8 protein-coding genes are annotated in these 14,680 nt (G+C 65.8%); 5 read left to right on the forward strand and 3 right to left on the reverse strand.

Going from position 1 to position 14,680, the window contains the following annotated elements; genetic code table 11:
- Positions 1 to 17: 17 nt before the first annotated feature.
- The 4 genes from tldD (at position 18) to LO787_RS06220 (ending at position 5,274) form a co-directional block, all read left to right on the forward strand.
- Positions 18 to 1,436: a metalloprotease TldD gene (tldD, locus tag LO787_RS06205; protein ID WP_232494977.1), complete on the forward strand. Its 1,419-nt coding sequence runs from the start codon at positions 18 to 20 to the stop codon at positions 1,434 to 1,436.
- 200 nt (positions 1,437 to 1,636) lie between these two features.
- On the forward strand, positions 1,637 to 2,053 hold the full coding sequence (locus LO787_RS06210) for a hypothetical protein (protein ID WP_232494978.1): 417 nt from the start codon (positions 1,637 to 1,639) through the stop codon (positions 2,051 to 2,053).
- Between the two features lie 108 nt (positions 2,054 to 2,161).
- Complete coding sequence (locus LO787_RS06215; RefSeq protein ID WP_232494979.1) at positions 2,162 to 2,743, forward strand: TetR/AcrR family transcriptional regulator; 582 nt, start codon at positions 2,162 to 2,164, stop codon at positions 2,741 to 2,743.
- 254 nt (positions 2,744 to 2,997) lie between these two features.
- A complete protein-coding gene (locus tag LO787_RS06220; RefSeq protein ID WP_232494980.1) occupies positions 2,998 to 5,274 on the forward strand; it encodes a TonB-dependent receptor in 2,277 nt (758 codons plus the stop codon).
- On the opposite strand, the gene LO787_RS06225 is transcribed toward LO787_RS06220, so the two are convergent.
- The 3 genes from LO787_RS06225 to LO787_RS06235 all read right to left on the reverse strand — a co-directional run bounded on the left by LO787_RS06225 (position 5,268) and on the right by LO787_RS06235 (position 11,754).
- Entirely contained in the window at positions 5,268 to 8,375 is a 3,108-nt protein-coding gene (locus LO787_RS06225) for a sensor histidine kinase (RefSeq protein WP_232494981.1), read from the reverse strand. The genes LO787_RS06220 and LO787_RS06225 overlap by 7 nt on opposite strands.
- A gap of 181 nt (positions 8,376 to 8,556) precedes the next feature.
- Positions 8,557 to 10,116 (reverse strand): glutamine-hydrolyzing GMP synthase, encoded by a 1,560-nt coding sequence (gene guaA / locus LO787_RS06230; RefSeq protein ID WP_232494982.1) that lies wholly within the window; start codon positions 10,114 to 10,116, stop codon positions 8,557 to 8,559.
- Positions 10,117 to 10,704: 588 nt separating this feature from the next.
- Positions 10,705 to 11,754 (reverse strand): acyltransferase family protein, encoded by a 1,050-nt coding sequence (locus LO787_RS06235; RefSeq protein ID WP_232494983.1) that lies wholly within the window; start codon positions 11,752 to 11,754, stop codon positions 10,705 to 10,707.
- A gap of 306 nt (positions 11,755 to 12,060) precedes the next feature.
- On the opposite strand from LO787_RS06235, the gene gyrB reads away from it, so the two are divergent.
- The gene (gene gyrB / locus LO787_RS06240; protein WP_232494984.1) at positions 12,061 to 14,601 is read left to right on the forward strand and encodes a DNA topoisomerase (ATP-hydrolyzing) subunit B; all 2,541 of its coding nucleotides are present in this window, start codon (positions 12,061 to 12,063) and stop codon (positions 14,599 to 14,601) included.
- The last annotated feature ends 79 nt before the right edge of the window (positions 14,602 to 14,680 follow it).

Consider the following 14,680-nt stretch of genomic DNA (forward strand, 5'->3'; position numbering starts at 1 on the left):
CCCCTATATCCCGGGGCATGACCATGACCGACCCGCGCTCGCTCCTCTACACCCAGCTCTCGCCCGACGAAGCGCAGGCGCTCGCCGCCGAGACGCTCAAGGCTTGCGAGGACGGCGAACTGTTCATGCAGTTCGTCGCCAGCGAGGCGTTCGGCTTCGACGACGGACGGCTCAAGACCGCCGACTATTCGCGCGACGCGGGCTTCGGCCTGCGCGGCGTTTCGGGCGAGATGACCGGCTTCGCCCACGCCAACGAGATTTCCCCCGCCGCCATCCGGCGCGCCGGGGAGACGCTGCGCCTGCTCGATCCCGCGACCGGGGTGCGCCCCCTCGCGCCGCAGCGCACCAACGCCAAGCTCTACACCGACGCCTCCCCGCTCGACCTCGTGCCGTTCGCCGAGAAGGTGCGCCTGCTGGAAACCATCGACGCCGCCGCCCGCGCCCGCGACCCGCGCGTCTCGCAGGTCAGCGCCAGCCTTTCGGGCTCGTGGTCGGTGGTCGAGATCGTGCGCCCCGACGGCTACATCGCCACCGACGTGCGCCCGCTGGTCCGCCTCAACGTCTCGATCGTGGCGGAAAGCAACGGGCGGCGCGAGACCGGCGCCTTCGGCATGGGCGGGCGCTACCTCTACGACGACCTGTTCAAGCCCGAGAACTGGAACGACGCCATCGACCAGGCCCTCGCCACCGCGCTGGTGAACCTTGAAAGCATCGATGCTCCTGCCGGAGAGTTCCCAGTGTTGCTCGGCCCCGGCTGGCCCGGCGTGATCCTGCACGAAGCCATCGGCCACGGGCTTGAGGGCGACTTCAACCGCAAGGGCACCTCGGCTTTCTCCGGTCGCATCGGCGAGCGGGTGGCCGCGCCCGGCGTCACCATCGTCGACGACGGCTCGATCCCCGGCCGGCGCGGCTCGCTCACCATCGACGACGAGGGCACCCCCACGCGCGAGACGGTGCTGATCGAGGACGGCATCCTCAAGGGCTACATGCAGGACCGCCTCAACGCGCGCCTCATGGGCGTCGAGCCCACCGGCAACGGCCGCCGCGAGAACTACGCCCATGCCCCGCAGGTGCGCATGACCAACACCTTCATGAAGGCGGGCAACGACGATCCCGCCGAACTGCTCGCGGGCATGAAGAAGGGCATCTTCGCCAAGAACTTCGGCGGCGGTCAGGTGGACATCGTCTCCGGCAAGTTCGTGTTCTCCTGCACCGAGGCCTACATGGTCGAGGACGGGAAGATCGGCGCCCCGATCAAGGGCGCGACGCTGATCGGCGATGGCCCTTCGGTCCTCACCCGCGTCAAGGGCATCGGCAACGACCTCGAACTCGATCGCGGCGTCGGCGTCTGCGGCAAGGGCGGCCAGAGCGTGCCTGCGGGCGTGGGCCAGCCGACGCTGCTGATCGACGGGATCACGGTGGGCGGCACGGCGTAAGTCGGCGTCCAGTCACGCGTCATTGCGAGCGTAGCGAAGCAATCCAGCGACAGGGTGCAACTTGGGATTGCTTCGCTACGCTCGCAATGACGTCAAATGTGGCCCGCTACTTTAGGAAAGCCCCAAACAGTCAGCACGAGTTCAGACGAATCGTGCTACATGCAGGATCGACGCGGGGTGCGTTACTAAGGAAGAAGGCCATGAAGACGCTTGCGATTGCCGCGACGTTCGCCGTCGCTTCGCTGCTCGCCATGCCTGCCGCAGACGCCCGCACCAAGCTGACCGGAGAGCAGCAGCTTTCCAAGATGCTGGAAGGGCGCGAAGCCGGCAAGCCAGTGAGTTGCATCCCCACTTCGATGACCCAGAACTCGACCGTGATCGACAAGACCGCGATCGTCTACAAGGTCGGCAGCACGCTCTACGTGAACCGCCCGATCAATGCCGATCGGCTCGACGACGACGACCTGATGGTCACGCGGCTCTACTCCTCGCAGCTCTGCCGCCTCGATACCGTGCAACTGCATGACCGCTACGGCAGCTACATGTGGAACGGTTTCGTCGGCCTGCGGGACTTCGTGCCGTACAAGAAGGTCAAGACGGTCGCCTCCGCCAACTGAGGCGTGACGGCTGACTGCGGGAGAAAGCGGTCGGGGCACCTCCCCGGCCGCTTTCCTCGTTTCGGCGCTCGGGTTTGCAATCCTCCGCCCTTTGCATAGACTGCCGCGATGGTTGCCAACCGCGGATATACCTCGACCAGCGCCGCCACGCGGCTCAAGCTGATCGAGGCCGCCTCCGACCTGCTGGATCGCGAAGGCTACCCCGCCTTCACCGTGCGTCGCATCGCCGCCCATGCCGGGGTCAAGCCGCAGCTCGTCCACTACTACTTCCGCTCGATGGAGGAACTGGTGGTGACGGTGTTCCAGCGCTCGTCCGCCAGCTATTTCCGGATGCACGACGAAGCGCTGTCCGGCCCGCGTCCGCTCCATGCGCTGTGGCACCTTAACTGCAACCTGCCCGAAGCGCGGCGCGTGATGGAATACGTCTCGCTCGCCAAGATCTACCCCGCCCTGCGCGAAGCGATGCGCGGCACGGGCGAGAGCTTCCGCGCGCTCCAGGTCGAGGCGATCGAGCGGATCTGCGAAGCGCGCGGCCTGACCGACCCGCCGCTGCCGCCACACGCCCTCGCAGCGCTGATCTCCGCCCTCGCCCGCGCCATGCTGATCGAGGGCAATGTCGGCATGAACACGGGGCATGAGGGCCTGCGCACCTTCGTCGAGGCGACGCTGCGTTATTACGAGCCCGACTGATCGCTTCGGCGATACCCGAAGCATTCCGGCAATTTAGCACCCTTTCCGGGTGAAACCCACTGCGTCTGAGGGCAAAACCCAGCGCACGACCAGACGCCTGCCCTTCCTTGACAGGTGTACAGTCACAAATAATGTGTACGATTGAAAGCGGCGAACCCGATGGCGGCAGATAACAGGCCGCCCAATCGCAACCGCGTATACGACGACCCGGAAGAGACAAATACCGCGGCGTCACTGGAGGAGAGGAAGAGACGATGGCTCATCGCACCGATCGCCTGCGCCTGCGCGCCTGGCTTGCCGCCGCATCCACGAGCACGCTGGCCCTGGCCGCGCCCGCGCTGGCGCAGGACGCCACGCCGCAGGCGGAATCCCAGTCTTCCGCCCAGTCTTCCGGCGGTCTGGACGAGATCATCGTCACCGCGCAGCGTCGCGCGGAGAACCTTCAGGAAGTCCCCATCGCCATCGCCGCCGTCACCGCCGATGTGCTGAGCAAGGCGGGTGTCAACGACACCAACAGCCTCAGCCAGGTCGTTCCCTCGGTGAACTTCCAGCGCTCGGGCGCATCGGGCCTATTCTTCGTGCGCGGCGTCGGCACCACCAACGCCTCGGTCGGCGACGAGGGATCGAACGCCTTCTATGTCGACGGCGTCTACATTCCCGACCTTTCGGGCACCGTCACGCAGTTCAACAACATCGCCCGGATCGAGGTGCTGAAAGGCCCGCAGGGCACGCTGTTCGGGCGCAACGCCTTCGGCGGCCTGATCCACATCATCACCAAGGAGCCCGGCGACGTCTTCGAGGCGCAGGGCGAAGGCGGCTATGGCAATTACGAGACCGCACAGGGCAAGCTCTACGTCGGCGGCCCGATCGCGGACGGGCTGTCGATGGACCTCGCCCTTACCGGCTACGACCAGGACAAGGGCTGGGGCCGCAACGTCACGCTGAACCGCGACATCAAGAAGATGCAGTACTGGGGCGCCCGCTCGAAGCTGGTCTGGAAACCGAGCGACGCGGTGAAGGTCACGCTGTCCGGCGACTATTACGACATGGACGACAACACCTCGATCGGCTGGTCGGTGGACGAGGACTTCCCGGTACGCGGCCTGACCGGCCCGATCTATTCCATCGGCAGCATGGACACCGCGTCCGACCAGTATTCGATGACCCACCTCAAGATGTGGGGGGCCAGCGCCACGGTGGAGGCGGACCTCGGCTTCGCGGACCTCACCAGCATCAGCTCGATCCGCGACAGCACCAACAACTCCGACTTCGACGTGGACGCGACTCAGGTGCCCTGGCTGCGCATCACCTTCGAGTCCGGATCGCGCGCCTATCAGCAGGAACTGCGCCTCGCCTCAGCCGACACGGATCCGCTGAGCTGGCAGATCGGCGGCTTCTACCTGCGTTCCGAGGTCGATAACGCCTCGCGCTTCCGGGGGCTCGGCGTCGGCGGCGTGCGCGGCGGGACGTTCATCGACGCGACGCTGGACACCGATTCCTACGCGGCCTTCGGTGAACTGAGCTACAAGCTGACGCCGACCACGCAGATCACCGGCGGCGTGCGCTACACCAAGGACAAGCGCAAGCTGGGCGGCGGGCAGTACGTCGTCGCCAACGATGTGCTCGGCGCCTTCACGCCCACTGTCAGCAGCATCGACTATGGCCGCTTCACCTGGCGCGCCGCGATCCGGCAGGAACTGACCGACGACCTCAGCGTCTACGCCTCCTACAACCGCGGCTTCAAGGCCGGCACCTACTCGCTCCAGAGCCCGACCAACCCGGCGGTCCAGCCGCAGTACATCAACGCCTACGAGCTTGGCGTGAAGTCCGAGCTGTTCGGCCGCCGCCTGCGCCTCAACGCGGCAGTGTTCCACTACGACATCTCGAACTACCAGATCCGCTCCGCCGCCGCCGGAGCGCTGGGCGCGGCGGTGCTGCTCAATGCCGCCTCGGTGAAGGTCGACGGACTCGACGTGGAGTTCGACGCCGCGCCGACCGACAACCTGCGCATCTTCGGCGGCTTCAACTGGCTCAATTCGCGCTTCAGCAACTTCGGCAAGCCGGGCTCCGATTATCTCGCGCCGTTCATCTACCCCAACCCCGCCACCTGCGACGCGATCGGCACCCGCGATCCGGGCACCACGACCGGGCCGCTGGCGGGCGGCTTCACCACCTGCCTCGGCGACGCATCGGGCTTCCAGACCCCCGGCGCGCCCGACTTCACCGCCAGCCTCGGCGCCAGCCTGACGGTGCCGCTGAACGAGGAGGGCCGCGAACTGCGCTTCAACCTGCTGGGCAACTACAACAGCGGCTTCCCGTTCGAATCCGACGGCGTGCTGCGCCAGAAGGAATACGCCCTGCTCAACGGCTCGGTCGCCTACTGGCTCAACGAGCACTGGGGCGTCGAACTCTGGGGCAAGAACATCACCGGGACCAAGTACTTCCAGCAGAAGATCTCCACCGGCCTCGGCGCCACCACCAACCGCGCCGCACCCGCGACCTACGGGGTGACGGTGAAGTTCGATTACTGAGAAGGGACCGCTCTTCTCCTGAACCACTGCCCCGCCGCATGTCGCAGCATGGCGAGCCTTCCTCCCCTGTACGCCACGCGTCCGGGCACCGTCAGCACGACCTCCGTGCCACCTTGGGCCAGTGGGCGGACGAGGAGATCGCCATGCAACTTGCGCGCCCTCTCGCGCATGCCGGGAAGCCCGAAATGGCCTTCCCGGCCACCCTTCGCCAGAACCGCGGGGTCGATCCCGATCCCGTCGTCAGCGAACCTCATGCGAAAATTCGCGTGGAACTCGATGTCGATCGTCACGCTGCGCGCCCGTGCGTGCCTCTGGATATTGAAGATCGCCTCCCCGACGATCCGGTTCAGTTCGTCCAGTACCAAGGGGTCGAGCGGTCGCGGAGAGCCGGAGGTGGCAACCGTCACGCGCGCTTCGGGATCAAGGGCATGGGTTTCGAGCGTGTCGGCCACCATCTGCGCGACATCGTTCGGCCCCTGGAACGGACGCAGTTCACGGACCCGATCGCGGCCTTCGGCGATGACCCGGTCGGCGCGATCCAGCGCCCCTTCCAGCGCCGGCCGTGCAGGCTCCTGCGCGGGCAGTTCGTCGACCGCAAGCTGCACGCTGAGTGTCAGGGCCTGCACTGACTGCAGAAGGGTGTCGTGCAGTTCGCGGGCGATCCTCTCCCGCTCGTCCATGCGCTCGGTGATACGCAGGCGGATCCGGTTCGCGACTGCGCGCAGGCGCAGCGAGTATGCCAGCCAGAGCAGACCCGCCAGGGCGATTCCACACAAACCCCGGAATATCCAGCTCTGGAAGAACGTCGGCCGTATCTCGAACTCCAGCGCGGCGCCCTTGCGGTTCCACACGCCGTCGTTGTTCGCCGCGACCACCTGGAATCGATAACGGCCCGGACCGAGGTTCGCATAGGAGGCAAGCCGCCGTGCACCGGGATCGACCCAGCCCTCATCCACGCCCTCCAGCCGATAGCGGAAGCGCACGCGCTGCGGGACGGCCATGCTCAACGCGGCGTAGGCGATTTCCAGCGAGCGCGTGCCGGGCGGCAGCACGATCGAACGCGGATCGCTCCACGTCCTGCCGCGAGCGGACAGCGAGCGGATCAGGACGTTGGGCGCCAGTCGATTGCGCGTCAGCCTTGCGGTATCGACGAACGACGCACCAAAGCGGTTGAGGAACCACAGCCTTCCATCCCCGCCAAGCACCGCCTGAATACCGGTGTAGCCGGTATGCTGCGCCCCGCTGACAAGGCCATCACGGGAGTCCAGCGTCCTCACCGGCAGCGGGCCATGGTCGTCGAAGGCCCGGTCGAGATCCGCCGTACGCACTTTGTGAACACCGGCCTCGCTCGTCATCCAGGTATCGCCGGACGGCGTCTGGACCAGCGATCTGATCTTGGCGAGCCATGGATAGCGCCTGCCGTCCAGCCTTTGCAGCCGACCGTCGCGAAAACGCGCGAGCATGCCGTTCCCGCGCAGGAAGATATCCCGCGTACCGGCCTGGATCATCGCCACCCGCCGCAGTTCGTAGGGGGCGAGCCTTATCGCGGCCATGCGATCACCCCGCGCGATCACCAGGTCTTCGGGAGTGGTGAACGCGATATCGCCATCCGGCGTCGCGATCAGATCCCAAACCGGCGTGTGCGAAAGCGGCCCCCTGGGCGGATGCCATCCGCCGCTATCGCGTTGCATCATCGTCAGGTCGGCCAACCCGACCCACAGTCGTCCGAAGCGATCCTCCGCGCAGTTGGCCGGCTGCGACTTGAAAGGATATGTCGGGAAGGATTCCTGCCGTTCCCCGTGTACGTGGATCAGCCTCTCGGGGTGGATCACCCAGAGCCCTTCCTTCCGCGCCGCGCAGATCACGTATGCGCCGGAGTCCAGGACCGGCCGGGGCCGTCGTCCGGGCGAGACCGCGTAGATTCTTTGCGGAGCCATGACATAGACCGTGCCGTCGTTCGCCCGGTCGATCATCATCCCTTCGGCGGGATCGTGAACGATCGTCGGCTCCGGAACGATGTCGGCAGGCCGGAACTGGTCGAGGCCGAGGTCCGTACCGAACCAGACATTGCCTTCCCGATCGGCGTAGACGGCGAAGGCAATATCGGACGTGAAACCATCGGTGGCGCGGAAACGCGCAACCTGGGGATACGATCGTTCACCGGCGTTCAGGGGCCCCGGGCTATAGACGGCGCCTCCCCCCAGCGCGGCGCCCCATACTCCCCCTTTCCCGTCGAATTCCAGAACGACGCTGCGTGCCTTTGGGGCCAGTTGAAACCCATCTGGCCGCCCGAAAGGTTTGCCGACGTGCCTGGCCGGCACGCGGATCCCGTACTGATCGGCGATCCACAATTTGCCGTCAGGTGCCACTTTCATGGCCGGACGGTTCGTTATCCGCTCCGCGCTGATCCGGAACCGATCGTCGTGCAAGGGCAGGTAGAGCAATTGGGCCGACTGCGCTTCGGGCTGTACCAATGCCGTCCACAACGTCCCGTTGCCATCGACTTCGGGGCTGGTGAGTTGTCCCGCCGGTAGCCGCAATCGTTCATCCACCTGCTCCCAGCGACCATCCGACAGGCGCCAGACGCGGTTCTCCCATCCGCCGTGAACAGCCCAGACGGCGCCATCCGGCGTCTCCGCGAGGCCGCTGATGGACGGTGGCGGCTTCGGCATGGCCATGTTCTGCAATCGGCCATCTCGAAGCACGGCCACGCCGCCGCTGTTGGCGTACCCCACCCACAACTCGCCCTTTCGACTGACCAGCAGTTTCGTGGGCTCTGCCCGTTCCATCGGAGAGCCGGCCGGGGGCGGCACGCGCTCGAACGTCACACCGTCGAAACGGACGAGGCCTGCGCTTGCCGCGATCCAGAGGAAGCCGTCCGATGTCTGGGTTATGCTGGATATCCCCGAGGGCGCACCTTCGTCCGCCGTCCATCGGGTATGCTTGAACCGCTTGAATCCGAACGATGTTTCTGCGGGAGTCGCGGGAACATCGGCAACCGCAGCAACGGTGAACAGCAGCAGGAACACCAGCGCAATGCACCGCCCCGCGCGCGCGACCTTCCCGCTGCCAAAAGCACTTTCCTTGGAGGCCCTGCCCATTCCCCGTCAACATTCCCCGATACCGCCCAAGGAGCAGTGATAGCAGCAGGCGACATTGGCTATAAGGAACAAGCGGTTAGACTTGCCGCGAATTTCTGCAACTGGCTATTGCAAGGCTGCAAACGAAAGGGAGCGCGACCGTCTCCGACCGCGCTCCCTGTTCAATGCAAATCCGGAAGGATCACTCCCACTCGATCGTGCCGGGCGGCTTCGAGGTGTAGTCGTAGACCACGCGGTTGATGCCCTTGACCTCGTTGATGATGCGGGTCGCGACGCGGCTGAGGAAGGCGGCGTCGAAGGGGTAGATGTCCGCCGTCATGCCGTCGGTCGAGGTGACCGCGCGCAGGCCGCAGACGCTGTCGTAGGTGCGGCCGTCGCCCATGACGCCCACGGTCTTGACCGGCAGCAGCACCGCGAAAGCCTGCCAGATCGCGTCATAGAGACCGGCGTTGCGGATTTCCTCGAGGTAGACCGCGTCGGCCTTGCGCAGGATGTCGCAGCGCTCGCGGCTGACTTCGCCGGGAATGCGGATGGCCAGGCCCGGTCCGGGGAACGGGTGGCGACCGACGAAGACGTCGGGCAGGCCCAGTTCGCGGCCGAGTTCGCGCACTTCGTCCTTGAACAGTTCGCGCAGCGGCTCGACGAGCTTCATGTTCATGCGCTCGGGCAGGCCGCCGACGTTGTGGTGGCTCTTGATCGTGACCGAGGGGCCGCCGGTGAACGACACGCTCTCGATCACGTCGGGATAGAGCGTGCCCTGCGCGAGGAACTCGGCGCCGCCGATCTTCTTCGCCTCGTCCTCGAACACGTCGATGAAGGTCTTGCCGATGAACTTGCGCTTCGCCTCGGGGTCGGTGACGCCCTCGAGCCCCTTGAGGAACAGCGTCGAGGCGTCGACGTGGACCAGCGGGATGTTGTAGTGGCCGCGGAAAAGGCTGACGACCTGATCGGCCTCGCCCATGCGCATCAGGCCGTGGTCGACGAAGACGCAGGTGAGCTGGTCGCCGATCGCCTCGTGGATGAGGACAGCCGCCACCGCCGAATCGACGCCGCCCGACAGGCCGCAGATCACGCGGCCTTCGCCGACCTGCGCGCGGATCTCGTCGATCTTGGTCTTGCGGAACTCGGCCATGGTCCAGTCGCCGGCGAGGCCGCAGACGTGGCGCACGAAATTCTTGAGCAGCTTGCCGCCGTCGGGCGTGTGGACGACCTCGGGGTGGAACTGCATCGCGTAGATGCGCTTCTCGTCGTTCGCGATGACCGCGAAAGGTGCGCCGGGGCTGGAGGCGACCGGGCGGAAGCCGGGGGCGAGGCTGGTCACCTTGTCGCCGTGGCTCATCCAGACCTGGTGCGTCTCGCCGACCTTCCACAGGCCGTTGAACAGCGCGCACTCGTCGGCGATCTCGATGAAGGCGCGACCGAACTCACCGCCGTCGCCACCGGTCACTTCGCCGCCCATCTGGTGCATCAGCGACTGCTGGCCGTAGCAGATGCCAAGCATCGGGCGGCCGCTTTCGAGGATGACGTCGGGGATGCGCGGGCCGTTCTCGTCCAGCACCGAGGCGGGCGAGCCGGAGAGGATGATGCCCACCGGGTTCATGCGGCGGAACGCTTCCTCGGCGGCGTTGAAGGGCGCGATCTCGGAGTAGACGCCGGCCTCGCGCACGCGGCGTGCGATGAGCTGGGTCACCTGGCTGCCGAAGTCGACGATCAGGACGGATTCGGAGGGCTGGATATTCATGGCGGGCACCTAATCGCGCGCGCGTTTGCTGTCCAGCCCTGCGGGGTGGGGAATGTAGGGAGGCGGCGGCAGGGAATTGCGGGAAGATGGGACTCAAGCGGGCATTGAGCGACCGCACAATGACGATGTGCCTAAAATTTAGGCATACACCGCCACTGCGATCACCTGCCACTTAGGGTACAGACTTCAACGGCGCGATCCGCAGAGAAGCGAATGGTCTCGCACTTCACACAAATCTCTGGATTTTCGCTACCTCACTTGAGCGTCTTGCACCGAAAATGACAGTTTTATTGCACATTCTGCAACTCAGGTTGCTGCTTTTGAATTTGCGCAAATTTTAGGCATCGCTATTTGCCGCGTCGCAGCACGGAGCGCCGGAACGCTCTGTACATGCGATAGAACGAAAAGAATGTTTGCAGGAGCTTTTTATGACCCTCGTGCATCGCACGTTCGGGTTCGCCGCCGCGCTGGGCACCAGCGCACTGGCGTTCGCGCTCACCCTCGCCTGAGACGTCAGGCCTGAGGGGGCGAAATCCGAATTACCCACGAAAAGGGCGGCCTACGGGCCGCCTTTTTTGTTCGTGCCGCTCAGACAGGAGCCAGAGCGGGTGCGGACTGGCGCGCCGGGAACCGGAAGCGCGGCAGGTCGAACAGCCACCCGCCCCTCGCCCGCATGAGCACGGCATGGATGGCGAGCGAGACTCCCACCACCAGCGGAACCGCGAGGATCGGGTAGGCCAGCCCCAGCCAGAAGCTGCCGAGCAGCGGCGCCGCATGGCGCCCGACGAGATAGGCCAGCAGCGGCAGCACAAGGAAATGCAGGAGGTAGATCGGCAGCGTCCGCCCCGCCAGCCACATCGCCGGCGCCTTCAACGCCGCGATCCGCCTTGCCGCGACCGCGCAGAGCGATGCTCCCGCCGCCACCGCCAGGACGTCCACCGGCAGGAGGAAGGTGTTGTACTTCAGGCAGATCAGCGCCCCTGCGACGAAGCCCGCGCACAGCGGCGCGGCGCGCAGCAGCGTCGCGCGCGCCACGAATTCGAGCACCGCATCCTTCATGCGCACCCCGGCGACGAAGAAGAATGCGCAGCGCAGCACCTTGTGCTGATGCCCGATGAGATCCGGACCGTAGATCGTGCCGAGAGCCGACAGTCCCGCACACAGCGCCAGGATGACGGGAAGCGGAAGCGGCAGGGTCACGCGCGTGAAGACGTAGTAGATGCCGAGCGCGGCGAGATACCACGACATGACCACCAGCATCAGGATCGGCAGGAAGGCATTGTCGATCGAGAGCGTGAACCACGTCGGCTCCGCCCCCAGCGGCATCAGCAGCTGATAGGCCACGCCCCAGGCCATATAGAGGTACAGCGGCCGCACCAGACGGTTGCGCCGCGTATTCTCGCGCGGGCGCACGATCGAATCCGAGGCGAGCAGGCCGGAGACAAGGAAGAACAGCGGCATCCGCACCGGGCGGATGAAGCCGTTGACCATGAGCCACCCGTGCGCGAGCTGGTCCTTGTGCGCCCAGGGCAGCGTCAGGATGTGATCACCGCTGTGCATCATCACCACGAGCAGGATGCACGCGGCCTTGGCCACGTCAGGCCAGACGAGGGCCTGCATCGTACGCTGGTCTTGCATGAATACTCACCCCTTCGAAGAGGCAGGCTATGCAGATAGACCTAATCGGGGGTTAATTATTCAAGGCATCGTAAAATCTGTTCTTTTCTATTTTCTAGATTCACCGTTCTACGGACAGATTACACTTTTCCGACATGTCGGCGGCAAGCGTGGCCCCGCTTCAGACAGACCGAGCGCCGGCGATGAACCGTGCCCCGCGCAGGCCCGATGCACCCACGTCGCAGCCTTGTCGCACCCTTGTGGAAAACCCCCGCTTCCGCGCGGGTTTCGCTTGGGTTTGCGCCCCTCAAACCCTATATGCTCGCTATGGCTAGCTCACCCGAAAACAAGAACCAGAACTCCTACGGCGCCGACTCGATCAAGGTGCTCAAGGGCCTCGACGCGGTCCGGAAGCGCCCCGGCATGTACATCGGCGATACCGACGACGGCTCGGGCCTGCACCACATGGTGTTCGAGGTATCGGATAACGCCATCGACGAGGCTCTGGCGGGGCACTGCGATCTCGTTCTGATCGAGCTCAACGCCGACGGTTCGGTTTCGGTGGAGGACAACGGCCGCGGCATTCCCACCGGCATCCACCCGGAAGAAGGCGTCTCGGCCGCCGAAGTCATCATGACCCAGCTCCACGCGGGCGGTAAGTTCGAGAACACCTCGGACGACAACGCCTACAAGGTGTCCGGCGGCCTCCATGGCGTCGGCGTCTCGGTGGTGAACGCGCTGTCGGAATGGCTGGAGCTGACCATCTGGCGCGAGGGTCAGGAGCACTGGATGAAGTTCGCGCACGGCGATGCCGTGGCGCCGCTTGTGGTCAAGGGCCCCGCCCCCAAGTCGGACCAGAACCCCGACGACAACGGCTTCAAGAAGGGCACCCGCGTGACCTTCCTCGCCTCGACCGAGACGTTCAAGAACGTCACCGAGTTCGATTTCGACAAGCTCGAGCACCGCTACCGCGAGCTGGCCTTCCTCAACTCGGGCGTGCGCATCAAGCTGCGCGACAAGCGCCATGAGGAGATCAAGGAGCACGACCTGTTCTACGAAGGCGGCATCGCGGCCTTCGTGAAGTACCTCGACCGCAACAAGACCGCGCTGCTGGCCGAGCCCATCGCGATCTCGTCCGAGCGTGATGGCATCGGCATCGACGTCGCGCTGGAGTGGAACGATTCGTACTACGAAAACGTCCTGTGCTTCACCAACAACATCCCGCAGCGTGACGGCGGCACTCACCTCGCAGCGTTCCGCGCGGCGCTGACCCGCACCCTCAACAGCTACTCGGAGAAGTCCGGGCTGCTGAAGAAGGAGAAGGTCTCGCTGACCGGCGACGACATGCGCGAGGGTCTGACCGCGATCGTCTCGGTCAAGCTGCCCGATCCCAAGTTCTCGTCGCAGACCAAGGACAAGCTGGTCTCCTCCGAAGTGCGCCAGCCGCTGGAAAGCCTGATGGCCGACCGCATGAACGACTGGCTGGAGGAGAACCCCGCCCACGCCAAGGCGATCGTCCAGAAGATCATCGACGCCGCCGCCGCCCGCGAAGCCGCCAAGCGGGCCCGCGAACTGACCCGCCGCAAGGGCGCGATGGACATCGCCTCGCTCCCCGGCAAGCTGGCCGATTGCCAGGAGCGCGATCCCTCGCTCTGCGAACTGTTCCTGGTCGAGGGTGACTCGGCAGGCGGCTCCGCGAAGCAGGGGCGTGACCGCAAGACGCAGGCGATCCTGCCGCTCAAGGGCAAGATCCTCAACGTGGAGCGCGCGCGGTTCGACCGCATCATCTCGTCCAAGGAAGTCGGCACGCTGATCCAGGCGATGGGCACCGGCATCCGCGACGACTTCAATCTCGAGAAGCTGCGCTACCACAAGATCGTCATCATGACCGACGCAGACGTCGACGGTGCGCACATCCGCACCCTGCTGCTGACGTTCTTCCACCGCCAGATGCCGGACATCATCCGCGCCGGGCACCTCTTCATCGCCCAGCCGCCGCTCTACAAGGTCGCCAAGGGCCGTTCGGAGGTCTACCTCAAGGACGGCGCCGCTCTCGACCGCTACCTGGTCGAGGCCGGGCTCAGCGGGCGCATGCTCGAAAGCTCCGGTGGTGCGCGTTCGGGGACTGACCTCGAAGCGCTGGTCGAACACGCGATCCGCCTGCGCAACCTGATGGCCTTCGTGCCGCGCCGCTACGATCCGACCATCATCGAGGCGCTGGCGCTGGCCGGCACGTTCGAGCCCGACCTGTCGACCGACGCACGCAACGCGGCGCTGGCCCGCACGGCGGCATGGCTCGACCGTGGCGACACCGAGGCGCGCTGGTCCGCCCGCCTGTCGGAAGACGGCACCGTCGAGGTCGAGCGCCTGTGGCGCGGCGTCACCGATCACCACAAGATCGAGGGCAGCTTCCTCTCCAGCGCCGAGGCGCGCAAGCTCGCCCGCCTCGCGGCGGAGAACGCCGAAGTCTACGCCGGCACCGCCCGCCTCGTGCGCGCGACCGCCGCCGCAGAGCCCGAGGCCGAGACGCTCAACACCGTCGAGGTCGAAGGTGAGGACGAGCCCGTCGCTGCCCGCCCCGCGCTGGGCGGCGACGTCATCACGCGCCCGAGTCAGCTCCTCGCGCTGGTGCTCGCCGCAGGCCGCAAGGGCCTGTCGATCGCCCGCTACAAGGGTCTGGGCGAGATGAACGCGGAACAGCTCTGGGAAACCACGCTGGACCCGGAGAACCGCGTGCTGCTGCAGGTCAAGGTCGAGGACGCCGACGTGACCGACGAGATATTCACCCGCCTGATGGGCGACATCGTCGAACCGCGCCGCGACTTCATCCAGGAAAACGCGCTCAACGTCGCCAACCTCGACGTCTGACGCATTTACAGCGGGCGGGGGAAACCTCGCCCGCCGTCTGTTTCTGCCGCTTTGCAGTGCAGCAATCCTGAGGCATCAT

Origin of the sequence: Novosphingobium kaempferiae, from assembly GCF_021227995.1 — a bacterium.
GTDB lineage: Bacteria > Pseudomonadota > Alphaproteobacteria > Sphingomonadales > Sphingomonadaceae > Novosphingobium > Novosphingobium kaempferiae.

Excerpts from the sequence above, each read along its gene's own strand:
- tldD (WP_232494977.1), top strand. The coding sequence starts at position 18 with ATGACCATGACCGACCCGCGCTCGCTCCTCTACACCCAGCTCTCGCCC.
- LO787_RS06210 (WP_232494978.1), top strand. The coding sequence starts at position 1,637 with ATGAAGACGCTTGCGATTGCCGCGACGTTCGCCGTCGCTTCGCTGCTC.
- LO787_RS06215 (WP_232494979.1), top strand. The coding sequence starts at position 2,162 with ATGGTTGCCAACCGCGGATATACCTCGACCAGCGCCGCCACGCGGCTC.
- LO787_RS06220 (WP_232494980.1), top strand. The coding sequence starts at position 2,998 with ATGGCTCATCGCACCGATCGCCTGCGCCTGCGCGCCTGGCTTGCCGCC.
- LO787_RS06225 (WP_232494981.1), bottom strand. The coding sequence starts at position 8,375 with ATGGGCAGGGCCTCCAAGGAAAGTGCTTTTGGCAGCGGGAAGGTCGCG.
- guaA (WP_232494982.1), bottom strand. The coding sequence starts at position 10,116 with ATGAATATCCAGCCCTCCGAATCCGTCCTGATCGTCGACTTCGGCAGC.
- LO787_RS06235 (WP_232494983.1), bottom strand. The coding sequence starts at position 11,754 with ATGCAAGACCAGCGTACGATGCAGGCCCTCGTCTGGCCTGACGTGGCC.
- gyrB (WP_232494984.1), top strand. The coding sequence starts at position 12,061 with ATGGCTAGCTCACCCGAAAACAAGAACCAGAACTCCTACGGCGCCGAC.